23 protein-coding genes and 2 pseudogenes are annotated in these 25,614 nt (G+C 72.5%); 14 read left to right on the forward strand and 11 right to left on the reverse strand.

Annotation, left to right across the window (positions count from 1 at the left end; genetic code table 11):
• Positions 1–20: 20 nt before the first annotated feature.
• The 4 genes from metG to K7I03_RS16755 all read right to left on the reverse strand — a co-directional run bounded on the left by metG (position 21) and on the right by K7I03_RS16755 (position 5,254).
• Complete coding sequence (gene metG, locus K7I03_RS16740; protein ID WP_185944301.1) at positions 21–1,739, reverse strand: methionine--tRNA ligase; 1,719 nt, start codon at positions 1,737–1,739, stop codon at positions 21–23.
• Positions 1,740–1,914: 175 nt separating this feature from the next.
• A complete protein-coding gene (locus tag K7I03_RS16745; RefSeq protein ID WP_185944302.1) occupies positions 1,915–2,238 on the reverse strand; it encodes a hypothetical protein in 324 nt (107 codons plus the stop codon).
• 215 nt (positions 2,239–2,453) lie between these two features.
• Positions 2,454–3,710 carry a vWA domain-containing protein gene (locus K7I03_RS16750; protein WP_185944303.1) on the reverse strand — a complete coding sequence of 419 codons (1,257 nt, stop codon included), beginning with the start codon at positions 3,708–3,710 and terminating at the stop codon, positions 2,454–2,456.
• Positions 3,711–3,886: 176 nt separating this feature from the next.
• Complete coding sequence (locus tag K7I03_RS16755) at positions 3,887–5,254, reverse strand: carotenoid oxygenase family protein (protein WP_185944304.1); 1,368 nt, start codon at positions 5,252–5,254, stop codon at positions 3,887–3,889.
• A gap of 317 nt (positions 5,255–5,571) precedes the next feature.
• Between K7I03_RS16755 and K7I03_RS16760 the strand changes: the two genes are divergently transcribed.
• Positions 5,572–6,969, forward strand: coding sequence for an alpha/beta hydrolase (locus K7I03_RS16760; protein ID WP_185944305.1), 1,398 nt, complete (start codon positions 5,572–5,574; stop codon positions 6,967–6,969).
• 88 nt (positions 6,970–7,057) lie between these two features.
• Here K7I03_RS16760 and K7I03_RS16765 read toward each other — a convergent pair whose 3' ends face one another.
• On the reverse strand, positions 7,058–8,131 hold the full coding sequence (locus K7I03_RS16765; protein ID WP_185944306.1) for an alpha/beta hydrolase: 1,074 nt from the start codon (positions 8,129–8,131) through the stop codon (positions 7,058–7,060).
• A 953-nt stretch (positions 8,132–9,084) separates the two neighbouring features.
• On the opposite strand from K7I03_RS16765, the gene K7I03_RS16770 reads away from it, so the two are divergent.
• Positions 9,085–9,786 (forward strand): ScbR family autoregulator-binding transcription factor, encoded by a 702-nt coding sequence (locus tag K7I03_RS16770; RefSeq protein WP_185944307.1) that lies wholly within the window; start codon positions 9,085–9,087, stop codon positions 9,784–9,786.
• A gap of 137 nt (positions 9,787–9,923) precedes the next feature.
• Here K7I03_RS16770 and K7I03_RS16775 read toward each other — a convergent pair whose 3' ends face one another.
• The gene (locus K7I03_RS16775; protein ID WP_185944308.1) at positions 9,924–10,514 is read right to left on the reverse strand and encodes a TetR/AcrR family transcriptional regulator; all 591 of its coding nucleotides are present in this window, start codon (positions 10,512–10,514) and stop codon (positions 9,924–9,926) included.
• A gap of 518 nt (positions 10,515–11,032) precedes the next feature.
• Between K7I03_RS16775 and K7I03_RS16780 the strand changes: the two genes are divergently transcribed.
• The 7 genes and pseudogenes from K7I03_RS16780 to K7I03_RS16805 all read left to right on the forward strand — a co-directional run bounded on the left by K7I03_RS16780 (position 11,033) and on the right by K7I03_RS16805 (position 15,995).
• On the forward strand, positions 11,033–11,269 hold the full coding sequence (locus K7I03_RS16780; RefSeq protein ID WP_185944309.1) for an acyl-CoA carboxylase subunit epsilon: 237 nt from the start codon (positions 11,033–11,035) through the stop codon (positions 11,267–11,269).
• A 271-nt stretch (positions 11,270–11,540) separates the two neighbouring features.
• Positions 11,541–11,945 (forward strand): rodlin, encoded by a 405-nt coding sequence (locus K7I03_RS16785; RefSeq protein ID WP_185944310.1) that lies wholly within the window; start codon positions 11,541–11,543, stop codon positions 11,943–11,945.
• A gap of 250 nt (positions 11,946–12,195) precedes the next feature.
• A complete protein-coding gene (locus tag K7I03_RS16790; protein ID WP_185944311.1) occupies positions 12,196–12,597 on the forward strand; it encodes a rodlin in 402 nt (133 codons plus the stop codon).
• Between the two features lie 250 nt (positions 12,598–12,847).
• A pseudogene (locus K7I03_RS34340) lies at positions 12,848–13,291 on the forward strand (MFS transporter); the annotation flags it as partial.
• Between the two features lie 88 nt (positions 13,292–13,379).
• Positions 13,380–14,213: an MFS transporter gene (locus K7I03_RS33825; RefSeq protein ID WP_185944312.1), complete on the forward strand. Its 834-nt coding sequence runs from the start codon at positions 13,380–13,382 to the stop codon at positions 14,211–14,213.
• 83 nt (positions 14,214–14,296) lie between these two features.
• Positions 14,297–15,118: an SDR family NAD(P)-dependent oxidoreductase gene (locus tag K7I03_RS16800; RefSeq protein ID WP_224347082.1), complete on the forward strand. Its 822-nt coding sequence runs from the start codon at positions 14,297–14,299 to the stop codon at positions 15,116–15,118.
• A gap of 127 nt (positions 15,119–15,245) precedes the next feature.
• Positions 15,246–15,995, forward strand: coding sequence for a nucleotidyl transferase AbiEii/AbiGii toxin family protein (locus tag K7I03_RS16805; RefSeq protein WP_317988289.1), 750 nt, complete (start codon positions 15,246–15,248; stop codon positions 15,993–15,995).
• A 63-nt stretch (positions 15,996–16,058) separates the two neighbouring features.
• Here K7I03_RS16805 and K7I03_RS16810 read toward each other — a convergent pair whose 3' ends face one another.
• Together K7I03_RS16810 and K7I03_RS34505 are read right to left on the reverse strand one after the other, a co-directional pair.
• Positions 16,059–16,679, reverse strand: a complete 621-nt coding sequence (locus K7I03_RS16810) for a hypothetical protein (protein WP_224347083.1) — start codon at positions 16,677–16,679, stop codon at positions 16,059–16,061.
• Positions 16,680–17,645: 966 nt separating this feature from the next.
• Positions 17,646–17,898: pseudogene (locus K7I03_RS34505) on the reverse strand (helix-turn-helix domain-containing protein); the annotation flags it as partial.
• A 385-nt stretch (positions 17,899–18,283) separates the two neighbouring features.
• Here K7I03_RS34505 and K7I03_RS16820 point away from each other — a divergent pair.
• Positions 18,284–18,811 carry a DUF4232 domain-containing protein gene (locus K7I03_RS16820; RefSeq protein WP_185944315.1) on the forward strand — a complete coding sequence of 176 codons (528 nt, stop codon included), beginning with the start codon at positions 18,284–18,286 and terminating at the stop codon, positions 18,809–18,811.
• A gap of 118 nt (positions 18,812–18,929) precedes the next feature.
• Here K7I03_RS16820 and K7I03_RS16825 read toward each other — a convergent pair whose 3' ends face one another.
• A complete protein-coding gene (locus K7I03_RS16825; RefSeq protein WP_185944316.1) occupies positions 18,930–19,268 on the reverse strand; it encodes a MerR family transcriptional regulator in 339 nt (112 codons plus the stop codon).
• Between the two features lie 568 nt (positions 19,269–19,836).
• On the opposite strand from K7I03_RS16825, the gene K7I03_RS16830 reads away from it, so the two are divergent.
• From K7I03_RS16830 to K7I03_RS16845, 4 genes are all read left to right on the forward strand, one after another.
• Positions 19,837–20,040, forward strand: a complete 204-nt coding sequence (locus tag K7I03_RS16830; protein ID WP_069779708.1) for a cold-shock protein — start codon at positions 19,837–19,839, stop codon at positions 20,038–20,040.
• Positions 20,041–20,440: 400 nt separating this feature from the next.
• A complete protein-coding gene (locus K7I03_RS16835; RefSeq protein WP_185944317.1) occupies positions 20,441–22,645 on the forward strand; it encodes an MMPL family transporter in 2,205 nt (734 codons plus the stop codon).
• Between the two features lie 5 nt (positions 22,646–22,650).
• The gene (locus K7I03_RS16840; protein WP_185944318.1) at positions 22,651–23,949 is read left to right on the forward strand and encodes a sensor histidine kinase; all 1,299 of its coding nucleotides are present in this window, start codon (positions 22,651–22,653) and stop codon (positions 23,947–23,949) included.
• Positions 23,946–24,587, forward strand: a complete 642-nt coding sequence (locus K7I03_RS16845) for a response regulator (RefSeq protein WP_185944319.1) — start codon at positions 23,946–23,948, stop codon at positions 24,585–24,587. Before K7I03_RS16840 ends, K7I03_RS16845 begins: the two co-directional genes overlap by 4 nt.
• 70 nt (positions 24,588–24,657) lie before the next feature.
• Here the strand turns inward: K7I03_RS16845 and K7I03_RS16850 are convergent, their stop codons facing one another.
• Entirely contained in the window at positions 24,658–24,891 is a 234-nt protein-coding gene (locus K7I03_RS16850) for a helix-turn-helix domain-containing protein (protein WP_185944320.1), read from the reverse strand.
• A gap of 25 nt (positions 24,892–24,916) precedes the next feature.
• Positions 24,917–25,504, reverse strand: a complete 588-nt coding sequence (locus K7I03_RS16855; protein WP_185944321.1) for a DUF2975 domain-containing protein — start codon at positions 25,502–25,504, stop codon at positions 24,917–24,919.
• Between the last annotated feature and the right edge of the window lie 110 nt (positions 25,505–25,614).

Below are 25,614 nucleotides of genomic sequence, written 5' to 3' on the forward strand. Positions count from 1 at the left end.
GTACGGGTTCGAGGAGCGGGTCAGGCCGCCTCGTCGCCCCCGCCGAAGCGCTCGCGGTAGGACTCCAGGTCCTCCTCCGTGATCTTCGCGAAGAGCACCGGCGGCACGGTGAACGCCGTACCGGCCGGGACGGACGACAGCGAACGGGCCTCGTCCTGCGTCACCCAGGTCCGGTCGTCGCCGGTGAGGGCGAACGCCGAGCGCATCGCGGCGGCCGTCGCCGGGATGAACGGCTCGGAGACCACCGCGTACAGGTGGATCAGGTTCATCGCCGTGCGCAGCGTCAGCGCCGCCGCGTCCGGGTCGGTCTTGATCTCCAGCCAGGGGGCCTTGGTCTCCAGGTAGGAGTTGCCCGCGCTCCACAGGGCGCGCAGCGCCTGCGCCGCCTTGCGGAACTGCATCTCCTCCATGTGGCCCTCGTACTCGGCGAGCAGCCGCGCGACCTCCCGGCCCAGCTCCGTCTCGGCCGCGCCCGCCTCGCTGCCGGCCGGCACCTCGTCGCCGAACCGCTTCCGGGAGAAGGACAGGACGCGGTTGACGAAGTTGCCCAGCACGTCCGCGAGATCCTTGTTGACCGTCGCGGAGAACAGCTCCCAGCTGAACGAGGTGTCGTCCGACTCGGGGGCGTTGGCCATCATGAAGTAGCGCCAGTAGTCGGCCGGCAGGATCTCCAGCGCGTCGTGCGTGAAGACGCCGCGCCGCTGGGAGGTGGAGAACTTGCCGCCGTAGTAGTTCAGCCAGTTGAACGCCTTGACGTAGTCGACCCGCTTCCACGGCTCACGGGTGCCGATCTCCGTCGCCGGGAACATCACCGTGTGGAACGGGACGTTGTCCTTGCCCATGAACTGCGTGTAGCGGACGTCCGTCGCCTCGTACCACCACGACTTCCAGTCGCGCTCCGCCGGCAGCTCGTCGGCCCACTCCTTGGTGGCGCCGATGTACTCGACCGGGGCGTCGAACCAGACGTAGAAGACCTTGCCCTCGGCCGCCAGCTCCGGCCAGGTGTCGGCCGGGACCGGGACGCCCCAGTCCAGGTCGCGGGTGATCGCCCGGTCGTGCAGGCCCTCGGTCAGCCACTTGCGGGCGATCGACGAGGCGAGGACCGGCCAGTCCTTGCCCTGCTCGTCGATCCACGCCTCGACCTCGCCCTGCAGCTTGGACTGGAGCAGGAACAGGTGCTTGGTCTCCCGCACCTCCAGGTCGCTGCTGCCGCTGATCGCCGAGCGGGCGTCGATCAGGTCCGTGGGGTCCAGCACGCGCGTGCAGTTCTCGCACTGGTCGCCGCGCGCCTTGTCGTAGCCGCAGTGCGGGCAGGTGCCCACGATGTAGCGGTCGGGCAGGAAGCGCGCGTCCGCCAGCGAGTACACCTGGCGGATCGCGCGCTCCTCGATGAACCCGTTCTTCTGCAGCTGCCGCGCGAAGTGCTGGGTGATCTCGCGGTTCTGCGCGGACGAGCTGCGGCCGAAGTAGTCGAAGGAGAGGCCGAACCCGTCGTAGATCGCCTTCTGCGCCTCGTGCTGCTGGGCGCAGTACGCGTCGACCGGCAGGCCGGCCTCCTTCGCGGCCAGTTCGGCCGGGGTGCCGTGCTCGTCGGTGGCGCAGATGTAGAGCGTCTCGCGCCCGGTCTGGCGCAGGTAGCGCGCGTAGACGTCCGCCGGGAGCATGGACCCCACCATGTTGCCCAGGTGCTTGATCCCGTTGATGTACGGAAGGGCGCTGGTGATGAGGTGTCGAGCCATGCCGGCTGCTCCCTGGTCGGTGCTCGGGTACGGAGCCTGTGACCCTGTGTCCACAGGCACCTTTAGCGTATCCGAGTACCAGGCGGCGGCAGCGCGGCATTATGGACGGCCCCGTGCCGGGCGCGCGGGCGGAGCGCGCCGTCCGGGGGGCCGGGGCGGGAGACACCGCGCGGGGTCACCGACTCCGGCCGCGCTCCCCGGCGTTGCCGCCCGCGTCCGCCCCGCCGCCGGCCCGGCCCCCTGTCCGGCCGCCAGTCCGGCCGTCAGCCCGGCCCCCGGCCCGTCCGCGGCCCGCCGCACCGGCCTGGGGCTGCGCCGGAACCAGGGCTTCCGCCTCGGCGTCGGAGGGGAACCGGATGGCCGACGGCGGACAGGACCACTCGATCCCGCCGCGCGGCGGCCGTAGCTGAACGTAACCGGCGTGGGTGTCCATGACCTGCCCGAGCCGGCCGGTGCGGATGTCGACGACGTAGCTGCCGAGGGGGAATTCATCGTTCACATTCCTACGATGCCCACTTCAACGGCTTCTGATCGGCGAGAGGCGGAGTACGGAGGGTGATCTGTCCGGGCGTCGTGCTTACGCGGTGCGATCGATGAGGTGGTTACTCTCTGTCGCCCCAATTGCCGGATTCCCCGGTTCCGGGGGCCGTCCCCGTCCGGCTGGGACGGCCCCCGGGTGGGATCGGCAAGGGGACGAGGGGCGCCGGGCCAGGGTCAGCGGGTGCGCTGCCGGATGACGCGGGCCTCGCGGGCCTCCTCCAGCCAGGCGGGGAAGCCGGCCGTCAGCTCTTCGTAGAGCAGGTCGTCGGCGAGACCCTTGGGGTCGCGGCCCGCGTGGAAGAAGCCCGCGTTGTCCACCGCGCGGCGCTCCGGCACGGGCAGCGCGTCCAGCTTGCGCAGGAAGTCGAAGCCCTTGCCCTCGGGGTCGCCGAAGGCCACGAACTGCCAGTAGATCGGCAGCTTCGCGGCCTCGCAGAGGGCCTTCTCGGCGGCGGACTTGCTGTAGGGGCCGCCGTCCGTCTGGAAGACGACGAACGCCGGGTCGGTGGCGCCGGACTTCTTGTAGTGCTTGATCACTTCCCGCATGGCGAGGTGGTAGTTGGTGCGGCCCATGTGCCCGAGGGAGGAGTGCAGTTCCTCGATGCGGCCCGCGTAGTCGGTGAGGTCGAGCTCGGCGACGCCGTCGACCTCGGTGGAGAAGAAGACGACGGGGACGGTCCCGTCGTCGTCGAGGTGCGCCGAGAGGCCGAGCACCTGCTCGGCGAGGCGCTGCACGCTGCCGTTCTTGTAGTACTCGCGCATCGAGCCGGAGCGGTCGAGGACGAGGTAGACGGCGGCCCGCTGTCCGGCGAGGCCGCGTTTGCGCAGCGAGACGCCCGCCGATTTGTAGAGGCTGACCAGGCCGGGGGCGGAGCTCTTGACCTTCTCCAGGCTGATGGCGGAACCGCGCTCGCCCTCGGCGGGGGCGGGGCTCGGGGCGGCGGGCGCGACCGGTGCCGTCGGGGCCGCCACGGCCGCCGGGGCCGCGGCCGCCGCCGTCATCGCCGGCGAGGGCTCCGGCTCGGGGCCCGGCGCCGGCTCGGGCACCGGGTTGGGGTCCGGGGTGGGGACGGGCTCCGGCTGCGGTACGGGTTTGGGCTCGGGCATCGGCGTCGGGGCGGGCTCCGGGTCCGGCACCGGGTCGGGGCGCGGGCCCGGGGTGGGCGGCCCGGGGACGGGGTGCAGCGGGCCGGGGTCGGGGACCCGGTCGGTGGTGGTCTGGGCGGGGACGGACGCCGGGACCTTGGAACCCTTGGACGCCTTGGGGGCCGTTCGGGCCGCGGACGTCGTGGCGGCTGGGGCCGACGCCTCGGCTGCGACCGGGGCCGGCTCCGGCGCGGGGGCGGTGCTCTGCTGGGGGAGGCCCGGCGTTCCGTCGTCACCCGTCTTCGACCGGCCGAACGCGTTCCGCAGCAGGCTGCGAATTCCCATGAGGAGAAATCCTTACCTTTGTCTGGAATGTACCTACTGTGCGACTCCGGTAAGGCTAGCTCTAACGCCTCGTCAGTAACGTGCTCCTCGCTGGTCCCGATTACACCGGGTCCGGGACCGGGTCTGGTCCGGTGTGCGCCGGGTCCTTGTCCAGCCACCGGAGCGCTGCCTTTCGTCTACCCCGGATCCGGGATCCAATCGCCGTGCGCCCCGACCGGCACCCGCACCGGCAGGTGCACCCGGGCGACGGGCCCCGCCGCCAGGTCCTGGGCGGCCAGCACCAGCAGGTCGGTGGCCCCGCGCTCCGGCTCGAAGGCGTAGGCCAGCACCCACCCGTCGTCCTCCGCCGCCCCGGGCGCCGCCGGGACGAACACGCCCTCGCCGACGTCGCCGCCCGGCGGCACGGGGTACTCGTCGCACGTCCCGCGCTCCAGGTCGTACTTGAGCAGCCCGACGCCGAACCCGGCCCGGTCCTCGCCCAGCGGCTCGCGCACCGCGTACCCGTAGCGGTGCTCCCGGGTCGGCCGGCGCGGGTCGATCCGCGGGAACTCCACCGCGCGGTCGTCCAGCCGGAGCCGCCGCACGGTCCGCGCGGCCGGGTCCACGGTCCAGCGCTCCAGGTGGGCGGGCTGCTTGTCCAGGCCCTTGCGGGTGCCGTCGAACAGCCGCTCGTAGCGGGCGAGATGGACGGTGATCAGCCCGTCCCGCTCGTAGGCGTTCATGGCGTGGTAGACGAAGCACGGCTCCAGCTCCAGCCAGCGCACGTCCCGGGCGGTGCCCTCCCGGGGGAGCACCCCGAGCCGGGCCGGGCGGTCCGGGTCCCAGCCGAAGGCGGTCACCGAGAGGCCGGGGCCGAGGGTGAAGGCGACCGGCAGGTCGTAGAGCAGGACGTGGTGCTCGGTGAGCGAGAAGTCGTGCATCATCGGCCGGCCCGTCACCGGCACCTCGACGTGCCGGCGGATCCGGCCGTCCGTCCCGGCGACCAGGTACTGCACGTACGGCCAGGCCGGGCAGTAGGCGACGGCGTGCAGTTCGCCGGTGGCCGGGTCGAGGACCGTGTGCGCGGCCAGTCCGCCGGGCAGCGTGCCGTGGAAGTCGAACGGCCCCACCGTGTCCAGCTCGGAGTCCAGCTCGTAGGGGAGCGCCCCGCCCTCGACCAGGGTCAGCAGATGCCCGGCGAACCGGCGGACGTGGGTGTTGGGCGCGAAGTCCACCAGGTGCCGGGGCCCGTGCAGCACCTTCTCGCCCAGCCGCCGGGCCACCGCGTCGGAGCGCACCCAGCGGTTGCGGTACCAGGCGGCCCGCCCGTCCCGCAGCCGGACGCCGTGCACCATGCCCTCCCCGGAGAACCAGTGGTGGGCGGCCGGATCGTCCACCTGGAGCGGGTTCGGCCCGTTGCGCAGGTAGCGGCCGCGCAGCGCATCTGGCAGCCGGCCGGTCACCGGGAGGTCGAGGGCCGTGATCTCCTCGCGCACCGGCTCGAACAAGCCACTGAGCCAGGGGTTCGCCCCCGAGGTGACCGCCCTGGCGGCGTCGTTCGGCATGCCCTCCACCTCCACCGGTGTCCCGGCCCGCCCCCGCGGAACCTTTCTCCACCATCCGGCGGAAGGCGGCGTTCGGCCAGACCGCGCCGGTGTTCCCGGCAGGTGCCCGGGGCCGTCCGGGCGTCCCTTCCCCCGCGGGAACCCCCGGGAGAGCCGGGGACTCGAACGGGAAACGGGCAGGAAACGGGCGGGGAAGGGCCGAGGAAGAAACAGGGGGCAGGGCAACCCTGCCGGGCCTTTCTCGCCTCTTATCCGATGAACGCGGCAGAACCGAACGTGAGTACCCACGGAAACCGGAGGCAGGGAGTGAGCACCGCATGGGCCTGACCAGCAGGTCGCTGATGTACACGGTGGCGTTCGCCGCCGTGTTGTGTGTGGCTCTCATGGTGTGGATCTGGCCGCGGCTCTCCGGGCGGGGACCGCTGCCCGTCCTCGGCCGGCTCGGCGCCATCCTGCTCACGCAGCTGTCGATCATGGCCGCGGTGCTGCTGGTGGTCAACTCCAGCGTCGGCTTCTTCGGCACCTGGAACCAGCTGCTGGGCCGCGTCGACAAGGCCCCCGTCAACGTGACGCAGATGAACAGCGGGACCGGCCCCCGCGCCTCGGTCAGCGAGACGAAGGACGGCCTGATCCAGCCCACCGGCGGCGAGCGGGTCGAGAAGTTCGCCGGGTACCCCAAGGGCCCCGAGGACAAGGTGGGCGCCGTCCGCTCGGTCCGCGTCATCGGCAAGCGGACCCTGGCCGTCAACTCCGCGTACGTCTACCTGCCGCCCGAGTACTTTCAGAAGCAGTACGAGCGCGCCCACTTCCCCGTCATGGTCGTCGTCAGCGGCTACCCGGGCGGCCGGGTCAGCCTCGCCCGCAACCTCCAGGTCCCGCTGAACGCGGCCCGCCTCCTGGAGGAGAAGAAGATGGCCCCTACGGTCATCGTGATGATCAGCCCGACCATCGCCCAGCCCCGCGACACCGAGTGCGTCGACGTACCGGACGGCCCGCAGGCCGAGACCTTCCTGACCAAGGACCTCCCCGACGCGCTGCGCAGCACCTACCGCGTCGGCCAGGACGCCACCGCCTGGGGCATCATGGGCTACTCCACCGGCGGCACCTGCGCCCTCCAGCTCGCCATGCGTGCCCCTGACGTCTATCCGGTGGCCGCCTCCCTCTCCGGGGACCTCTCGGTCAAGAACGACATCGCCACCGGCGACCTCTTCGGCGGCGGCGAGAAGGGCAAGCAGCGCAAGCGCGAGCACGACCTGATGTGGCGCCTCCGCAACCTCCCGGCCCCGCCCGTCTCCCTGCTCCTCGCGACCAGCCGCAAGGGCGAGAAGAACTTCCACGACACCGAGGAGTTCCTGCGCCTGGCCAACGAGAAGAAGCTCCGCACCGCGACGATCGTCCTGCCCGAGGGCAGCCACCAGTTCTCCACCTGGCGCCGGGAGATCGGGCCGGTGATGGAGTGGATGAGCAAGGAGCTCACGTTCCCGCAGGACACGGAGGGCGGGAAGAAGTCGGGCGAGAAGAAGAAGCAGGACGAGAAGAAGCAGGACGAGAAGCGGCAGGAGGACGACGGGAAGGCCGACGACAAGGGCGGGGCCGGGAACGCCGACGACGGCAAGGACGCCGAGGTGAAGGACGACGGCAAGGCCGACGGAGACGCCGGCCCGCAGCGGCAGGGCGACGACCGGCCGGACGAGGAGGAGGGCGAGCGGGGCTGACGCCCTCGCCACCGCCACGGCGTACCCCGGCCCGGCGCCATACGCCGTACCGCCGTACCCGCCGCTGCCCTCCCGCGGCCCCCGGGCCTCAGCGCGCCGGCGGTCCGCCCGGGAGTTGCTGGGCGAGCCAGGCGAAGGCCTCCGGGTAGAGCGCCGACCAGGTGCGGTAGTTGTGGCCCCCCTTGTCGAGCAGCATCGTCTTCAGCCGGACCCGGCTGCTCGCCGCCTCCCGCTGGAACTCCTCGATGTAGGCGGGCGGACTGTCGCGGTCCTGGCGCGAGGTCGCGAGGAAGAGGGACACATCGGCCTTCGTGTGGCCGACGAGCCAGGTGGGGCTGTTGCGCTGCCGCAGGGCGGGGTCGGCGAGGGCGCCGCCGTCGCCGTTGAGCGGGTCGGGGTCGAGGGCCGCGCCGGCGGCGAAGACCCGGGGGAACTGCAGCGGCAGCTTCGCCGCGCAGAAGCCGCCGGTTGAGATCCCCAGCAGCCCCCACGACCTGGGCTGCGGCGCCGCCCGGAAGTGCCGCCGGACGAGCTCGGGGACGTCCCGGGCGAGCCATGTCGCGACCTTCCGCCCGGACGCGTCGGAGCAGTCGGTGTCCCGCCCGCCGGGGTTGATGACCGGCACGGCGAGGATGAACGGGCGGGTCCGCCCCTCGGCGAGCAGCTTCCGGTAGGACCGGGGCATCCGGCCCTGGTCGATCCACGACTGCGGCGTCCCCGGCACCCCGTGCAGCAGCATCACGACGGGGAACGTGGCGCGGCGGTAGCGGGGATCGTCGTACTCCGGCGGGGTCCAGACCAGGACCTGGCCCGACAGGGCGGACCGGGTGCCGTGGAAGTACGTCTCCCGCATGCCGTGGTCGTCCTCGGCGAACTGGGCGTGCTCGGCGGGCGGCCCCTGCATGGCGACGGGCCCGGCCCCGTCCGTGCGGCCCAGCAGGTCGTCCCAGGAGGCGTAGAGGCCGTAACTGGTGTTGATCCAGGTGGCCACTGTGCAGATCGCGGTGAGCTGACATACGACGATCAACAGCACGCGGGCCGCCCAGCGCACCGCTCCGGGCCCAGGGATCCTCGCCCAGAACAGCAGCGTGGCCAGGACGGACAGCACCGTGACGGCGACGAGCAGGGCGAAGAAGGCGGTTCCGGTGAGGCTGAGAGTCATCCCGCTGTGATCTCCCTCGGTCGGGCCGCCCACAGGCGACGGCACGGCAGACCATAACGACAGAACGTGCGGGTATCGGGCGGAACGGAGGACGAGAACCCGGATGGGTCCGGTGGCCCAAACGGTCATATGTCCGGCGCGTGGGCAACCGGAGGGGCAACCTCAAGTCCTGCTCAGACTTTCGATGCATCCGTAGTGTCGCCCTCCCATCACGAGTAGTTTCCTGGTCAGGGCGGTCCGAATCACCGGCTGTTGTCTGGGAGGCGTGATGGAATCCATGACGCGCAAGGAAAGAAAGACCGTTGTCGTTCTGGCCCTCATAGTGATCGCGATCGTTTGCTACATGATCGGCAACATTCAGCCCTGACCCTCGACTTCGACCCTCGACTTCGACGCGCGACTCCGTACCTCGGATCTGAACACCCGTTCCGTTCCTCGGCGCCGGCCGTCGGGCCGCATCCCCGTCCGATCGCCCGTCCCGCCGCCGCGGGCCGGTCCGCGCGCCCCGGCCGCACACCCCGCGCCGCCTCCGCCCGCCGTGAACTCCTTTCCGTAGCGGCCGAATCGTCTCCGGCCCGTCGCAACCCGCCCCGCCACGTGTGGATTTCGGCCCACGCGTGCCGGGAGCCGCGACGGGCCGCCGGCGCGCCCGGCCGCCGCCGGTCGCGGACATGGCGCGGTTCCGTACCAACCGGTCGGTGTCCGACGGTTCTTCACGCGCCGGGCACCAGACACGGCCCGCCGTACATGGCCGGTTCACCGTCGCGCCGGGCGCCCTCGGCTGCGTAGGCTCGACCCGCGCCCTCCCCGGGCGGGTCCGCGCTTGCCGGGCGACTTACGATACGTACGCGTCGGTTTCCTTCGGGGAGCGCGTCAAGGCGTCGGACGACACGGTCATGCGCCGCCCCGTCGTCGGCCGCGCGGTGGGCGGGCTATCGATTCGGAGGCAGACCGTGGCAAAGCAGGACCGCGCGATCAGAACGCGCCGGACGATCCTGGAAGCGGCCGCGGCGGTGTTCGACGAACGGGGCTACGACGCGGCGACCATCACCGAGATCCTGACGCGGGCCGAGGTGACGAAGGGCGCGCTCTACTTCCACTTCGCCTCCAAGGAAGATCTCGCCCTGGCCGTCATAGACGCCCAGCTGACCGAGTCGCCGGCCACCCTTGAGCCGCTGGTGACGTCGAGGATGCAGCAACTCGTCGACATGGGCCTGGTCTTCGCCCACCGCCTCCGGACGGACCCGCTGCTGCGCGGCAGCGTCCGGCTCACCCTGGAGCACGGCTCGACCTCGCTCAACCGCAGCGGCCCGTTCCACGGCTGGAGCCAGGTGCACAGCCGCGTCCTCACCGAGGGCAAGGAGCGCGGCGAGGTGCTGCCGCACGTGGTGCCCGCCGACACGGCGGAGCTGATCGTCGGCGCCTACGCCGGCATCAACATCATGTCCCAGGTCGTGACCGGCCGCGCCGACCTGGAACGCCGCGCCATCTCGCTGTACGAGCATGTGATGCCGAGCGTCGCCGTGCCCTCCGTGCTGGCCCGCCTCGACATCGCCCCCGGCCGGGGCGCCCGGGCCCTGGCCGAGGCCGAGCGGCTGCGCGCGGACGAGACCACCGGGCCGGCGCCGACCCCTGCCCCCGTCGGGGTCGGCTGACCGGATCCCGGATCCCGGATCTGTGAGGGGCGCATGCCCCCTACGGGTCCCCGCCCCTTACGGCCCGGCCACCCCGGGCCGTAAGGGGCGCCTACGCGGCCGCTCCCCTGGTTCGGGCCGTCGGGCGGTACGGGACGTCAGGCGGTCGCCGCGGCCGGACCGGGAGCCGTCGTGTCCAGGATTTCCAGGGCGACGGTCAGCGCGGCGAGCCGCCGCTCCTCGGGGTCGCCCGCCAGGTCGTCCAGGGCCAGGGCCCCGAAGTGGACGGTGAGCAGGGCGCTGGCACAGCGCACCCGGGTGGCCAGGTCGTCGGCGCCCGAGTGGACCAGCCGGGAGAGCCGGGTGACCCGCTCTCTGAGCCGGGCCCCGATGTCCAGGGTCCGCAGCGACGCCTGGTTCTCCTGCAGGATGCGGAACACCGGCACCGCCTCCCGCAGCTTCTCGCTGTAGCGGCAGAGGAGTTCGCGCTTCGTCTCCAGCGTGGGCGGCCGGCCCTCGCCCCAGTCGATCAGCTCGTCCACGGGCGCCCCCACCTGGTCCGAGATGGCGACGAGGATGTCCTCCTTCGTCTTGAAGTGGTAGTACAGCGCCGCCTTGGTGACTCCGAGCCGTTCGGCGATCTCCCGCAGGGAGGTTTTCTCGTAGCCCCGGGTGACGAAGAGGTCGAGCGCGGTCCGCTGGATGCGCTCACGGGTGTCGCTCCTGCGCGTGTGGGGGGTGCTGCCCATGTGGTCCCTGCTCTCCTTCGTTCCGCTGTGCCCGTACTTCCGTCGTCGGAGCGTCTCCCCGCGGCGGCGTCCGCCCGTGGGGAGAGAGATCATGGCTCAGGAAACCATCGGCTCCCGGGCCGCCTACCCTGCCGACGGCCGCCCATGGGTGCGCCTGCCCCGCCCCCGGCGGGACGGCGCCGGGCCGCGTGGCCCCTCGGTCCGGGGCAGCGTTCGCCGGGACCGGCCTCCCGGACCCTTGTGGGAGCCCCCTCGGCGGCTCTGCGGCTGCTCTTCGGCCGCTCTCCGACCGCTGTCCGACCGTTCTTCGGGCGGGCCGCCGGCGGCCCGGCCGCGGTCCGGCGGCGGACGGCCGGCGGAACGGTTCATCCGGATGCGCGAACCGCCCGGCGCTCCCGCCGTCACCCGTTCGGAGGTACCGGGGTTCCTCCCCGCCGCCGGTGGGAGCACGGTGGAAGAACCGGACACTCGCGGCGCCGCCGCACGGACGTCCGGTGCGCCGAGGGAGTGGAACGGCTATGACCGACATGTTCGTGAGGGTCGAGAAGGGCGTCGCGGGCGAGGAGGAACTCGCCGCCGTGACCACCGTGCTCCTCGCCTGCGCCGCCACGGGCTGCGACGCCGGCCCCGAGCCCGAGCCCGTCCTCGGGGCCGGGCCCGCCCCCGAGGTCTCCGAGTACGGCCTGTCGTGCACCCCGGCCCGCTGGCGGCCGACGGGATTCACCGCCCCCACGAGCTGGCAGGGCTGGGCCTGACCGGCGAACGCCCCATTCCCCCTTTCCTTTGCGTCACGGAAATCACATCGTCAGGCACCCGGGAAATCATGACGGGCGCCCTGAACGAATGCCCGGAAAACGTCCGCGAGGACCAGCCTTTTTTCGTACCGGAAGCGTCCCGCCTCTTTACCCTTCCGATCCCGTGCGCTCACTGGCTCGAATGAGTGAAACCCCGGAACCTCTCCTTCCGGTCGAAGTTATCCAGATCGCTTTCTCAGTGGGGGCGCTACACGATCGAAAGGCTATGGACGTGCTCAAGAAGGTACTCGCCACGACCGCACTGACGGTCTCCACGGTCGGAGCCATCAGCGGCCCCGCGATGGCCGTGGGTCACGACTCGCAGGACATCGCCAACGCGAACGGCGCGAAGACCGGTTACGGCAACACCAAGACCGGGGGCAAGGAAAGCCCGCAGATGAGCCTGATCCAGGGCACGCTGAACAAGCCGTGCATCGGCTTGGGCCGGGCCAACATCCAGAACATCGTGGCCCTCATCAACATCGGGCTCCAGGACATCCCGGTCCTCTCGTCGGAGCAGGAGCAGCAGTGCACCGACAACTCGTCCATCAACGACGGCGATGACCCGCTGTCGCACCTGCTCGACGACATCCCGATCATCTCGGGCAACGGCTCGGCCAACGGCCGGCTCTGGTAAGTACGAGCACGGGATTCCCCCCTGCTGCGGGTGTGCGGGCCCCGCGGCAGGGGGTTTCCGTTTTCCGGGCGGCGGTACGGCTCAGGGTGCCGGTGAAAACGGGCCGGGCGCGTGGGGGAAAAGCCGTGTACCGCAGCGCCGGCCGTGGGCCGAATGACGGAGGCCCGAATGAATGAAGCCCGAAACTTCCCCCACTGCGCCGAGTTAGGCAAGTAGCGCTCGTTTAATCGACCAGAGCGAAGGAACCACTGTGATCAAGAAGGTAGTGGCCACGGCCGCCCTGACGGCGTCGGCAGTCGGCGGCTCCGTCGGCCCCGCCCTGGCAGACGGACCCCGCAGCCAGGACGTCGCCAATGGCAACCAGGCCGTCCAGATGTACGGAAACACTTACACCGGCGGTTACATGAGCCCCCAGATGGGTCTCATCAACGGCTCGTTCAACAAGCCGTGTATCGCCATCGGAAGGCTGAACCTCCAGGACATCGTCGGCCTGGTGAACATCGGCCTGCAGGACATTCCGATCCTGTCCTCGGAGCAGCAGCAGATGTGCACCGAGAACTCGACGATCAACGACGGCGACGACCCGCTGTCCCACTTCCTGGACAACGTCCCGATCCTGTCGTTCAACGCCGACCACAACCGCTCCCACTGATCCGTCGGCAGCACGGCGAAGCCGCCCCCGGCCCTCCCGGGGGCGGCTCCCGCGCGCCCGGGGCGCCCCTCGGGGGCCGGCGCGCATCTGACGGACTCTCCCGGCACGGCTAGGAGCCCGCCCGGCTCCGGCCGACAGTTCTCGCATGCCGCCGTCAGCCACCGCACGCGCCGCGGGACCACCTCGTGCCACCGCTCCCGCGTTCGCCCTGCTGGGCGCCGTCCAGGTTGTCCTGATCCTCGCCATCACGATGCTCTCCCCGGCCCTGCCGGCCGTCCAGCGCGACCTGGGTCTCTCCGGGGCCGGGCTGACCCTGGTCAGCGCCGCCTACGGGCTGTCCTTCAGCGGCCTGCTGCTGCTCGGCGGCCGGCTGGCCGACCTCTACGGACGCCGCCGGCTGCTCGTCGCCGGCGTCGCCGTCTTCGGGGCGGCCTCCGCGGCGGCGGCCTTCGCCCCCGGTTTCGGCACGCTCCTGGCGACCCGGTTCGTCCAGGGCGCCGGCGCGGCCCTCGCGGCGCCCTCCGCCATGACACTCGTCCGGTCCCTGTACCCGGACGCGGCGCGGCGCGCCCGCGCCCTGGCCGTCTGGGGCGGGCTGGGCGGCTTCGGGGCGACGGCGGGCACGCTGTTCTCGGGCGCCGTGACCACCTGGGCGTCCTGGCGGTGGACGTTCGCCGTCCCGGCCGCCGTCTCGCTGTGCGTCGTCCTCGCCGCGCCGCGCGTGCTGCCCGCGGGCCCGGCGCCGGTCCGGGTCCGGCTGGACGTGCCGGGGGGCGGTCCTGGTGACGGCCGGGCTGTCGGTGCTGAGCCACGGCCTGGTCGAGGCGGGCGAACGGGCGTGGGGCACGCCGCGGGTGTGGGCTCCGGTCGTCGCCGGGCTGCTGCTGCTCGTCGCCTTCGTCGTGGTGGAACTGCGCGTCCAGAAACCGCTGTTGCCACTGGGGTTCCTGGTGTCGCGGCGGCGGGCGGCGGCCCTGGGAGCGATCCTGGTCGGCTCCGCCGGGATGTCCGCGATCTTCTTCTTCCTCTCCCTGTACCTCCAGGAGGTGCGCTCCGCCTCGCCGTTGCTGACCTCCGCGGCCTTTCTGCCCTTCGGCGCCGCGCAGCTGGCGGCGGGCCCGCTCGCGGCGCGGGCCGTCCGGAACCGGGGGGCGCGGTCCGTCACGGCGGGCGGACTCGTGCTCTGCGCGGGCGGGTTGCTGCTGCTCGGCCGGCTCGGCGCGGACACCCCGTACCTCGGCGGCACCCTGGCCGGGCTGCTCCTCTTCCCCGTCGGCATCGCCTGCGTCTTCTCCGGGGCGACGGTCGCCGCCCTGGAGGGGGTGCGGGACGACCGGGCCGGGCTCGCCGGCGGCGTCGTCAATACCGTCATGGAAGTCGGGCCGACGGTCGGTCTGGCCGCCCTGGTGACCCTCGCGGCCACCCGCGCGGACCGCCTGCGGCACGGCGGAACGGCCGCGGCCGAGGCCGTGTCGGCCGGGTACGGGTACGGGCTGACGGTGGCCGCGGCGGTGTGCGCGGGCGGGGCGGCGCTCGTCGCGTACGCGCTGAAGCGGGTCGGGCCGGACGGGGAGCGCGACGGCGGGGGAGGCGGTGGGGCCGGTCCCGTCCCCTGACCGCCGTCCGCCGTAGTGACCGCACGGTCCGCCGTATTGACCACCAGCACCGTTTCACCACTGGAAACCGAGGAGTTCTCGTCATGAGCCATCCGTCCCTGCCCGGTACGGCATCCACCGCCCGGCCCTCCCGCACGCCCGCCGAGTCCCAACGGTTCGCCGGGAAAGTGGCGTTGGTGACCGGCGGCGGGAGGAACATCGGCCGGGAGGCCGCGCTGACCTTCGCCCGCGGTGGCGCCACCGTGGTCGTGGCCGGTCCCACCCCGGCCGACCTGGAGGAGACCGTCCGGCTGATCGAGGCCGCCGGCGGCCGGGGCTCCGCCGTGGTCGCGGACGTCACCCGGGCCGCCGACGCGGCGGCCATGGTGGCCGCGGCCGTGGAGCGCCACGGCGGCCTGCACATCGCCTTCAACAACGCCGGCGTCTTCGGCAGGCCGGCTCCGGTGGCCGAACAGGACGAGGACGCGTGGGCGTCCGTCCTCGCGGTCAACACCACCGGCGTCTGGCTCTCCATGAAGTACGAGATCGCGCACATGCGCGCCCACGGCGGCGGCGCCATCGTCAACTCCGCCTCCAACATCGGCTTCCACGCCCGCCGGCCGGGCCTGGGCGCCTACGCCGCGTCCAAGGCCGCGGTGTCGGTCCTCACCCGGACCGCCGCGCGCGAGTACATAGCCGAGGGCGTGCGCATCAACGCGGTGAGCCCGGGCGGCACGGACACGCCGATGTCCTTCCGGCCCGGCGAGACGGCCGAGGAGCGCGACGCGCGGGTACGGGCCGTGGTGCCGATCGGACGGGTCGCGGAGATCCGGGAGATCACCGCCGCGGTGGCGTGGCTGGCCTCGGACGAGGCGGCGTTCGTGGTCGGACACGACCTGGTGGTGGACGGGGGCGCGAGCGCGTAGCAGCGTGCGGGGGGCCGTGGGTCGCGGTGTGGGGTGCGCGGCCGGATAATCCGGGTGATGACGAACTCGCCGCCCACCCCCCCCGACGCCGGCCGTGCCCTCCGTGCCGTCCACGCCGTCCGACCGGGTGGAGGACCCGCGCCTCGGCGCGCTCCTCGCCGGGACGCGGCGGCGGCTGCTCGACGACGTCTCCGACGTGGGCGCCGCGTTCCCGCTCGTCCTGGCCGGCGGGCTCGCGGCGCGGTTTCACGGCCTGTCGCGGGGATCCGGCCGTCCCGGGGAACCTCACCCCGAGCCCGGACCGGGTCTCGACTTCGCCACCGACACCCAGACGCCCATGGCCGACGTCCTGGCGACGGTGCGGACCGGGCTGGAGGCCCGCGGATGGCGGGTGCGGGACGCGGCGGCGGACCCGCTCGCCGCGCGGTTCACCGCCACGGACTCCCTGAACGACGAGGAGTGCGAGGTCGGGATCGCCAAGGAGACGCTGTGGCGCCCGCCGGCCCGCAGCGGAGCCGTACGCGTCCTCGCGGTGGAGGACGTGGTGGGGACGAAGGTCCGGGCGCTGGCCGACCGGGGGCTCGCGCGCGACCTCGTCGACGTCCACGCCGCGTCGGACCGCTGGTCGCGCGTCGAACTGGAGGAACTCGGGCGCCGGCACGCCCGGGACCCCTTCGACCTCGCCGATCTGAAGGCGCGGCTGGAGGGGCTGGACTGGCGCGGGGACGCCGAGTTCAGCGCGTGCGGGCTGGACGAGGCGGGCACGGAGGCGGTGCGGCGCTGGGCGCAGTTCTGGGCCGACGACATCGGCGAGCGGCTCGCGGAGGAGGCTCCTTACGAGGAGGAGCCCTCGGAGGAGGACTCTTCGGAGGAGTAGGCCCAAGAGGGATGGGCCCCGGATGAGTAGGCCATCGGGCGCCGGACGGATCCGAACGGCCCGTCACTCCCGGCGCGCGTAGTCCGGCAGTTCCTCCCAGACGTCGGTGTCCGACCGGTAGAGGTACTGGGGGCGGTCCTTGATCGCGGTGGTGCGGAAGGGCCGGCCGCGGTCGTCGATGCGCAGGGTGCCGTGCCGGTCGCCGCTGCTCCACTCCAGTTCCAGGTACCACTGCACGTCGTGGCCGGAGGTGTGAGCGACCACGTCCAGGACCTGAGGGTCGGTGGCGGACGTCTTGTACGGGAAGTCCGTCGCCGGGATGCGGATGTCCCCCTGCCGGCCTGCCACCGGCCGGGCGCGCGGGTTGTCGCGGTCCAGGTCGATGTCGAGCGTGGCCGGTGTGACACCGCTGCCGCAGCCGTCCGCCATCACATAGGCCGACCAGGCCAGCGGCGCCGTGCGTCCGACCACCCGCACATGGAGCGCGCGCAGCACGACCGCCTGCCGGGACGCGCCCTGGACGGCCAGTTCGAGCTGCATCCGCCCACCGGGCACCGCGCGCAGCGCGCTCACCCAGCCCCGCGCGTTCCCGTCCGGCGGGGGCGGCGGCACTTCGGCCGGCGTGCGGCCCGTGACGAACACCTGGTCGCACCGGTCGATCACGGCGTACGGGCTGGTGGTCACCCTCACGGGCATACCGGAGGGCGCGTCGGGGGCGGGTGCGCCGGTCCCGGGGGGCGTCGGCCCCGGGGACGCCTGCCCGGGGAACGCCGACTCGCGCGCGGCGTCCGACGGGTTGCCCTGCGGGCCGCCCGGGGCGGGGGCGCCGCTCGGGAAGGAAGGGACCAGTGGGACGGCCGTGGCGTCCGGGCCGGACAGTCCGGGCGGGCTCGGGACCGGCGCAGTGGGGGCGTAGCCCGGCCCTCCGGGGCGTCGGTCCACCGAGAGGCCCCGGTCCGCCCGGCCCGTCGGCGTTCCGCCGGCGCTCGCGTCCGCGCGTGAGCCGGGTTTGGTGGCGGCGTAGCTGGCGACGACGGCCGCCGGGACCGCGACGGCCACGGCCGCCGCGATCAGGGCGCGCCGGACGCGCTTCCGGGAGCCGCACGGGGCGGTGCCCGGCCGTGCGGAGGCCGCTCTCGGGCGACGGGCTCCGATCGCCTGGCGGAGCCGGCCCGGAGCGGGAGGTTTCGGCGGGGCCGGGGTGGTGGGTTCTTGGTCGGGGGCGGCGCTCGGTGCGGATGCGAGGTCCGTTACGGGCGCCGTTTCGGGCGCCGTTTCGGGCGCCGATATGGGTGCCGTTTCGGAAACGGCCGGTTTCGGCCCCTCCGGGGGTGTGGCCGCCGGAGCGGGGGCCGCGGCCGGGGTTTCGGCCGGTTCCCCGGCGGTCGGTACCGGTGCCCGTGCCGGTGCCGGTACGGGTGCCGGTGTCGGGGGCGCGACCGGGCCGGCGTCGGCGGCGGACCGCCGGTCCTCCCGGGTCCCCCCCGGGCGCCTGCGTCTCCCGCGGTTCCTGGGCCTTTCGCGGTGTCCGCGCCTTCCGGGATGCCTGTGCCGCCTGCGCCTCGGGGGGCGTCTCCGCCTCGGGGTGCCGGTCCTCGTCGCCGGCCTCGCCCGCACTGCTGACGGGTGCCGCGTCCGTGGTCGCCTGCGCCTTCCGGCGCCGGGCGTCGTCCGCGATGATCCAGCGGCGGTGCAACTCGACGAGCTCGTCCGGGGCGGCGCCGCAGAGCCGGGCGAAGCGCTCGACGGGGGCGTACTCCGTGGGCACGGCGACGCCGTGGCAGTACCGGTGAAGGGTGGACGTGCTCATGTGCAGCCGCTTGGCCAGGGCTCCGTAACTCTGTCCCGAACGGCCCTTCAGCTCCCGCAAACGGGCCGCGAACTCGGCTATCCCCTCGGACATACAGGCTCTTCCCGTCCCATATCCGCGTTCCAGGGCGCGGCATCTTCCCAGGTCGGACTATATGCAGCCGTTCCGGCTTCCCCAAGCGTGCGACACGCCTTGCCGCCGGAACGCGCCACGGCACAGGCTGTCGGCACAGACCGCGGCCCGTACGAACCGCCGGGCGCGGTCGGAACAGGAGCTGCCGTGCGGATCAGAGTCCGCCTCCGTTTCGAACTCGTCGACGTCGTGGCTCTGGGAGTGCTGGTCGCGTCCGTCCTGATGGTCGTGACGCTCCTGCGCCACCTTTGAGTGCGTCACCTGGGTAAGGCGTCGCCTATACGCATTTCGTGACGGCACATCAGCAACCAACAAAAACGTCTGTCCCGACAACAGGAGCCTTGCCATGCGTATTTCGCGCCTCGCCGCCTCCGCCCTCCTCTCGGTCGCCACCCTCGCACTCGCCGCCGGGACGAGCCAGGCCGCGCCGGCGGCCCGTCCGGGCGCGGCGCCCGTGACCGCCGCGTGTTCCGTGGCTCATGCCACATTGACCGTGCGGAACGTGTCCCGCCCGATCAACCACCAGCTCCTCATCCTCACCAACACCGGCAACACCAAGTGCAACGCCTACGCCCACCCGTACCTCGGCTTCGACGACGACCAGTCGGTGACCGGCGTCGTGGAGGACAGCAAGCCGCAGGCGGTGGTCACCCTCGCGCCGGGTGAGTCCGCGTACGCCGGAATAGCGCTGTCCGCGGCCGACGGCAGTGCCCGCCACGGCCGTTGGGCGCGTGCCGTCCGGGTCGGCCTCGGCAACGGGTCGGGTCCGGCGGGGGAGTCGGCGAGGGTCGCGCTGCCCGCCGGTACGTGGATCGACGATTCGGTCGCCGTCACCTACTGGCAGACGGATCCCGCCGACGCGCTCGTCTGGTGACCCGGGGCCCTCACAGGGTCCCGCCGGGCGAGCGGACTCGTACGTGCGGCCGTGGGCCCTCGTGCCCGGCCGTCGATCGGCGCGGCCGGGCGCGGGGCGGGCCGCGGAGTCCGTCCCGTCAGCTCGGGTCCGGGTGGCTTCCGCCCCGCCGGAGTTCCTCGTTGAGGCGGAGGGCCTCTTCCAGCTGGTCCTCCAGGGTGAGGATGCGGCAGGCCGCCTCGACCGGCGTCCCCTGGTCGACGAGCTCGCGGGCGCGGGCGGCGGCGCGCAGCTGCCGGCGCGAATAGCGGCGGTGGCCGCCGCCCGACCGCAGTGGGGTGATGAGCCGCGCCTCGCCGAGCGCGCGGAGGAACGCGGGGGTGGTGCCGAGCATCTCCGCGGCGCGCCCCATCGTGTAGGCGGGGTAATCGTCGTCGTCGAGGTTGTCGGCGGCGTTCGGACGGGCCTCCGGAGCCATGCACACCCTTCGTCGGGGCCTCGGAGGGGCGACGGGCCGTGCGTGCCCGGGCCCCACGGGTGGGTCGTCGCCGTCGGCCCGGTGAACGGTGCCGGCCGGCCGCCGCCTGTTCGGCGGGGTGCGCCTGCCGGACGGCGTCGCGCCACGCGCGGACCCTATCGAACGGAGGGGTCGGGCAGCATGTCTGTCGTCGCCACGATAGCTTTCGGCGCCCGGCCGGGCGAGCCGCGGGCCGGGCCGGGCCGGTGAGCAGGCCGGGGTGGCGATCGTACGCCGCATAACGCGATACATATTTCTCATTCCGCCGTAACAGAATCCCGAATAGCTCCACCCCTGCTTTTTTCCCGCCGTTCCGAACGGGTGGAAAATTCCCTCCGCAGGGTGGGGTGTGCCGTGCTACCGTCGACATCAGTTGCAGTTGTGGTTCCCGAAAACCCAGACGCGCCTCCCGGCTCTCCGGCCGGAGCGGGCGCTCGGCGTGACCGGGTCTCTCCGTACGGGGAAATCATCGCGGCGACGCGAGGCTCGCGCAGTGCGGGTCCAGAGCATTCCCTGAGGGAGAAACATCATGGCTTCCGGCACCGTCAAGTGGTTCAACGCGGAAAAGGGCTTCGGCTTCATCGAGCAGGACGGCGGCGGCGCCGACGTGTTCGCCCACTACTCGAACATCGCCACCCAGGGCTTCCGTGAGCTCCAGGAGGGCCAGAAGGTCACGTTCGACGTGACCCAGGGCCAGAAGGGCCCCCAGGCGGAGAACATCGTTCCCGCCTGATCGCGAACCTTCGACGCCGGTCCCCGCATCCTCGGATGCGGGGGCCGGCGTTTCGCTGTTTTCCGGCGCTTTCTCGTACGGGCGTCGGCGATAGGGCGGACAGGTCGCGCCGCCGACGTATTTTCCCGACGCCCGGTCGTTACCGAGCGGACGCACGGCGTTCGGAAATCCGTCGGTTTCACGCCGCTTTCACCGGCGTTTACGAGCGGGCGTACGATCAGCCACCCAGCGCCGCGACGCCGCGGCTGCTGCCCTGATCGCCTCCTCACGGTGTCCTCACGGTGCCGCCGGAACGGCAGGGTGGGGACATCCCCACCACCGGGGTCGACCGTTCGGTGGACGGGAAGTACAACCGGTCGGTGCTGTCGCGGGCGGACCCCGTTCGACCAGGCTTTTCCGTATGAGAGAGCTACCTGTGCGCGCCGCTCGATGGAGCGCTCTGCACCCCTGGCGCGCGATCGCCGGATGGCTGGCGTTCGTGGTGCTGTGCCTGGGCGTCGGCATCGCGGTCGGGACGAACAGCGCGACCACGGAGGACTACCGGGTCGGCGAGGCGGGCCGTGCCGAGGCGATGGCGGCCGAAGGCCATCTGGAACGCAGGCCCACCGAGCAGGTGTTGATATCGGCCAGGGCCGGCGCCCTGGACCGGGCGGCCGCCGACGCCGCCGCGCGGGACGTCGCGGCCCGGATGGCGAAGCTGCCCGAGGTCGAGAAGGCCGCCGCCCCGCGCGCCGCGAAGGACGGCCGGGCGCTCGTGGTCGAAGTGACCATGAAGGGCTCGGAACTGGACGCCCAGAAGCACGTCGATCCGCTGCGGGAGCAGACGGAGGCGGTGCAGAGGGGCAACCCGCGGCTGCTGGTCGAGGAGACCGGGCACCCCTCCGTCAGCAAGGGCGTCGACGGGCAGCGGGACAGCGACCTGGCACTCTCCGAGAAGATCACCCTTCCGGTCACCCTGATCACGCTGTTCATCGCGTTCGGTTCGCTGATCACGGCGCTGGTGCCCGTGCTGCTGGCGCTCTCGTCGATCGCCGCGGCGATGGGGCTGTCGATGATCGCCTCGCACGTCTCGCCCGACGCGGGGGTCGGCAACAACGTCATCCTGCTCATCGGCCTCGCGGTCGGCGTCGACTACACCCTCTTCTACCTCAAGCGGGAACGGGAGGAACGCGAGCGCTCCGGCGGCCGGATCGGCCCCGAGGCGCTGGTGGAGCTGGCCGCCGCGACGTCGGGGCGGGCGGTCGTGGTCGCGGGGCTCGCGGTCGTCGTCTCCACGGCGACGCTGTACCTGGCCTCCGACGTCATCTTCTCCTCGCTGGCCACCGGAACCGTCCTCGTCGTCCTGGTCGCCGTGGCCAGTTCGCTGACTGTGCTGCCCGCCCTGCTCGTCACGATCGGGCAGCGGGCCCAGCGCCGCGCGGCGCGCCGGGCACGCCCGTCCCGCCGGCCGCGGAAGTCCGGCACCGGCCGGGTGTGGGCCGTCCTGATGCGGCCCGCGAGCAAGCACCCCGCGATCACCCTGGTCGTCTCGACGCTGGCCATGCTCGCCCTCGCCGCCCCGGTGGCCGGGCTGAAGCTGACCGAGATGAGCCAGGACACCCACTCGCGCGCCATCCCCGCCATGCGGACCTACGACCGGCTGAACGAGGCGTTCCCCGAGCTGCGGGTCACCCACCAGGTCGTCGTCCGCGCGGCGGCGGGCCGCGCCGGCGAGGTGGCGGACAGCCTCCGGGAGCTGGGCCGCCGCGCGCGGGCCGACCGGCTGTTCACCGGTGAGCCGCGGCTCCGGACCTCGGCCGACCACCGGATCAGCGTGCTGAGCCTGTCCGTTCCCCACCTGGGCAACTCCGACGAGGCGCGGGAGTCGCTCGCCCACCTCCGGGACGACTACGTGCCCGGGACGGTCGGCCGGATCCCGGGCGCCGAGACGGGGGTGACCGGGGACGTCGCGCGGTACGCCGACTATCCGGCACACCAGAGGGACAAACTGCCGCTGGTCATCGGGGCGCTGCTGGCCGTCACCTTCGTCATGACGCTGCTGGCGTTCCGCTCGGTGGTGCTCGGGCTGGTGGGCGTCGTCCTCAACCTGCTGTCCGCCGCGGCGGCGCTGGGGCTGCTGGTGCTGGTGTTCCAGGGCGAGTGGGCCGAGGGACTGCTGGACTTCCACTCCACCGGGACGATCGGATCGCGGGTGCCGCTGTTCCTGTTCGTGATCCTCTTCGGACTCTCCATGGACTACCAGGTGTTCGTGGTGAGCCGGATCAGGGAGGCAGCACTGCGCGGTGTGCCCACCCGCAAGGCGGTGCTCGACGGCATCGGCAGCTCGGCGAGCGTGGTCACCAGCGCCGCGGTGGTGATGGTGACGGTCTTCGCCAGCTTCGTCTTCCTGCACCTGATCGAGATGAAGCAGATCGGCTTCGTCCTGGCGGCGGCCGTCCTGCTGGACGCGTTCATCATCCGGATCATGATCCTGCCGTCGGTCATGCTGCTGCTCGGCAAGGCGAGCTGGTGGCCTTCACGCGGGATGCGGCGGGCGCAGGAGGCTCCGCCGCGGGGTGGGGCGGCCGCCGTCGTACCGGTCGGCCCACCGATCGACGTACGTTGATCCCCATGAATCTCTGGTCGAGGATCGGCAGTCGCGGGGCGGGGACCGGCGACGGTGAGGACTCCGCCCACGGCCCGGTCCCCGGCCATCCCGCCGACCCGTTCCGGGGCAGGACGCTCGGCCAGTGGAACAGGATCTGCCAGGTGCTGTTCGGCGCGATGGCCGTCGGGCTCGTCCTGACGGACCGCGGCGGCGGGACGCGGTACGGGGTGCTGGTGCTGCTCGGCTGCATCGTGCTCGGCTACACGGTCCTCGACCGGTTCCCGGACAACCCCGTGCTCCGGCCGCACACCTACCTGTGGATGCTCGGCCTCGGCATCGGCGGCCTCTCCTACCTGCGGAGCGGCTACGCGGCGCTGTTCATCGTGGCGCTGCCGCACTTCTGGCTCTTCGGCAGGACCCCGCGCACCTCCGTGGTCTTCACCGGGCTCGCCACCGTCTCGTCCCTCACCGGGAGTTGGCTGCGGCAGGGCTGGAGCGCGGAGTTTCTCAGCGAGACCCTCGTCTCCACGCTCGTCGTGGTCGCCGCCAGCGTCCTGATGGGCCTGTGGGTGCACTCCGTCGTCGAGCAGAGCCGCGAACGGGCGCGGCTGATCGCCGAGTTGGGGGAGACGCAGCTCAAACTGTCCGAGGCGTACCAGCGCCAGGGGGCCACGGAGGAGCGGGAGCGCATGGCGCGGGAGATCCACGACACGCTGGCGCAGGGGTTCGCGTCGATCGTCGTCCTCGCGGAAGCCGCGCGGGCCGGCCTCGATACCGATACGGAGCGGAGCGCCCAGCAGCTGCGTTCGATCGAGAGCACGGCGCGCGAGAACCTCGCCGAGGCGCGCGTCCTGGTCGGCTCGGCGCACCCGAGCCAGGTGGCCGCGGGCTCGGTGGCCCGGACCCTGCGCCGGACGCTGGACCGGTTCACCGAGGACACCGGGCTCACGGTCGACGCCGACCTGGCCGACATCGTGTGCGACCAGCCCACCAGGATCGCGCTGCTGCGGTGTACGCAGGAGTCGCTGGCCAACGTCCGCAAGCACGCGGCGGCTTCCACGGTCGGCGTCGTCCTCGCACGGCAGCCGTTCGGCGTCGAGCTGGAGATCACCGACGACGGGCGTGGCTTCGTGGTCGGCCGGTCGCGGGGGTTCGGGCTCGACGGGATGCGCAAGCGGCTCGCCGAACTGGGCGGCCGGCTCACCGTCACCAGCTCGGTCGGCGAGGGCACGCGCGTCCTGGCGGTGATTCCTCTGGATCCCGTGGAGCCCACGGATCCGGTGGGTCCCGTGGGTCCCACGGAGAGCGGGGTGGCGGCATGACGAGCGGGAAGCTCCGCGTCGTCGTGGTGGACGACCACGCGGTCATGCGCGCGGGCGTCATCGCCCTGCTGGCCTCGGAGCCCAGCATCGAGATCATCGGCGAGGCCGCCGACGGTCGTCAGGCGCTCGAACTCGTCGACCGGTACGAGCCCGACGTCGCCCTGGTCGACCTGCGGATGCCCGTCCTCGACGGCGTCGCCACCACCACCGAGATCGTCGCCCGGCATCCACGGACCCGGGTCCTGATCCTGACGACGTACGACACCGACGCCGAGATCGAACGCGGGGTGGAGGCCGGCGCCATCGGCTACCTGCTCAAGGACACCACCCGCGACCAGCTCGTCGACGCGATCCACTCGGCGTCGCGCGGCGAGACCGTCCTCGCCCCGCGCGTGGCCGCGAAGCTCGTCGCCCGGATGCGGCAGCCCGCCGAGGTGCCGTTGACGGCGCGGGAGGTGGACGTGCTGAACGCGGTCGCCGACGGGCTCACCAACGCCGAGATCGGCGCCCGGCTGGTCATCGCGGAGGCCACGGTGAAGACGCACCTGCTGCGGCTCTTCGCCAAGCTCGACGTGAACGACAGGACGCGTGCCGTGGTCGTCGCCATGGAACGCGGCTTGCTCCGCCGGCCCTCGTAGCGCGGGACGCGGTGGTCGCGCCTCCGTAGCGCGGGACGAGGTGGTCGCGCTCCCCGGGGCCTCAGGCTGTTCAGGCGGTTCCGGCGGGGTCGTGGCTGATCAGGTCCCCCGGCTGGCACCGGAGGACCTCGCAGATCTTCGACAGGGTCGAGAAGCGGATGGCCTTGGCCCGCCCGTTCTTGAGCACGGACAGGTTGACGACGGTGATGCCCACGTGCGCGGACAGCTCGGTGAGCGTCATGCCGCGCTCGGCGAGGAGCCGGTCGAGGTGGATCCGGATCGCGTGGGGTTCCTCTTCGGCCATCAGGCGGCCGCTTCCGGTTCGGGCATCAGATGGTCCCTTCGAGATCCTCTCGCATGCGCACGCCCTCGCGCATGATCCTCCCCATGATGACGGCCGCGAGGCCGGCGAGGACGAGGACCTGTGGACCGGAGACCGTCGGTCCGGAGCCCACGACCGGCGCCATGCTGGCGACGAGCCAGGAGTGGGACCAGCCGGCGACCAGCCCGGCCAGGGGCGTGCCCACGGTGACGGTCCAACCAAGGACGGAGAGCCGGCGCGACACCGTTTCGGTGAACGGCCCCCGCTCCACGACGGCCTTGAGCAGCCGGGAGAACAGCAGCAGCGCGAGGGAGCCGAACAGCTGCCAGGGCAGCCCGCTCCCCAGGTCGGCGGCGCGCTGCCCCGTGGAGGGGCTGTCCTGGCAGAGCCGCGCGGCACTGCTGGAGGCCGTCACGCCGTCGCCGACCGGCAGGCCGTCCGCCGCCAGCGGGGCGTTGGCCCAGAAGCCCGTCTCCGCGCAGACCGCCCCGTCGTCGAGCAGGTGGGTCACCCCCACACCGAGGAAAGTGAGCCCGCAGAGCACCGCCAGCGCAAAGGTCACCGAGGCCAGGGCCCTCGTGAGTCGCGTGTTCATCTCATCCACCCCATCGATTTTCGATAAGCCGCAGCGTAGGTGGCATATCGATAATCGACAAGTCGGGGGCGGGTGAAGGACGACGGGAGCGCGCCCCCGGGCCGTCGCTC

Origin of the sequence: Streptomyces mobaraensis, assembly GCF_020099395.1 — a bacterium.
Taxonomy (GTDB): Bacteria; Actinomycetota; Actinomycetes; order Streptomycetales; family Streptomycetaceae; genus Streptomyces.

Bases quoted from the DNA above. Each gene is read 5' to 3' on its own strand.
- metG (WP_185944301.1), bottom strand. From the start codon at position 1,739: ATGGCTCGACACCTCATCACCAGCGCCCTTCCGTACATCAACGGGATC.
- K7I03_RS16750 (WP_185944303.1), bottom strand. From the start codon at position 3,710: ATGGGAATTCGCAGCCTGCTGCGGAACGCGTTCGGCCGGTCGAAGACG.
- K7I03_RS16755 (WP_185944304.1), bottom strand. From the start codon at position 5,254: ATGCCGAACGACGCCGCCAGGGCGGTCACCTCGGGGGCGAACCCCTGG.
- K7I03_RS16760 (WP_185944305.1), top strand. From the start codon at position 5,572: ATGGGCCTGACCAGCAGGTCGCTGATGTACACGGTGGCGTTCGCCGCC.
- K7I03_RS16765 (WP_185944306.1), bottom strand. From the start codon at position 8,131: ATGACTCTCAGCCTCACCGGAACCGCCTTCTTCGCCCTGCTCGTCGCC.
- K7I03_RS16775 (WP_185944308.1), bottom strand. From the start codon at position 10,514: ATGGGCAGCACCCCCCACACGCGCAGGAGCGACACCCGTGAGCGCATC.
- K7I03_RS16780 (WP_185944309.1), top strand. From the start codon at position 11,033: ATGACCGACATGTTCGTGAGGGTCGAGAAGGGCGTCGCGGGCGAGGAG.
- K7I03_RS16800 (WP_224347082.1), top strand. From the start codon at position 14,297: ATGAGCCATCCGTCCCTGCCCGGTACGGCATCCACCGCCCGGCCCTCC.
- K7I03_RS16820 (WP_185944315.1), top strand. From the start codon at position 18,284: ATGCGTATTTCGCGCCTCGCCGCCTCCGCCCTCCTCTCGGTCGCCACC.
- K7I03_RS16825 (WP_185944316.1), bottom strand. From the start codon at position 19,268: ATGGCTCCGGAGGCCCGTCCGAACGCCGCCGACAACCTCGACGACGAC.
- K7I03_RS16830 (WP_069779708.1), top strand. From the start codon at position 19,837: ATGGCTTCCGGCACCGTCAAGTGGTTCAACGCGGAAAAGGGCTTCGGC.
- K7I03_RS16835 (WP_185944317.1), top strand. From the start codon at position 20,441: ATGAGAGAGCTACCTGTGCGCGCCGCTCGATGGAGCGCTCTGCACCCC.
- K7I03_RS16840 (WP_185944318.1), top strand. From the start codon at position 22,651: ATGAATCTCTGGTCGAGGATCGGCAGTCGCGGGGCGGGGACCGGCGAC.
- K7I03_RS16845 (WP_185944319.1), top strand. From the start codon at position 23,946: ATGACGAGCGGGAAGCTCCGCGTCGTCGTGGTGGACGACCACGCGGTC.
- K7I03_RS16850 (WP_185944320.1), bottom strand. From the start codon at position 24,891: ATGGCCGAAGAGGAACCCCACGCGATCCGGATCCACCTCGACCGGCTC.
- K7I03_RS16855 (WP_185944321.1), bottom strand. From the start codon at position 25,504: ATGAACACGCGACTCACGAGGGCCCTGGCCTCGGTGACCTTTGCGCTG.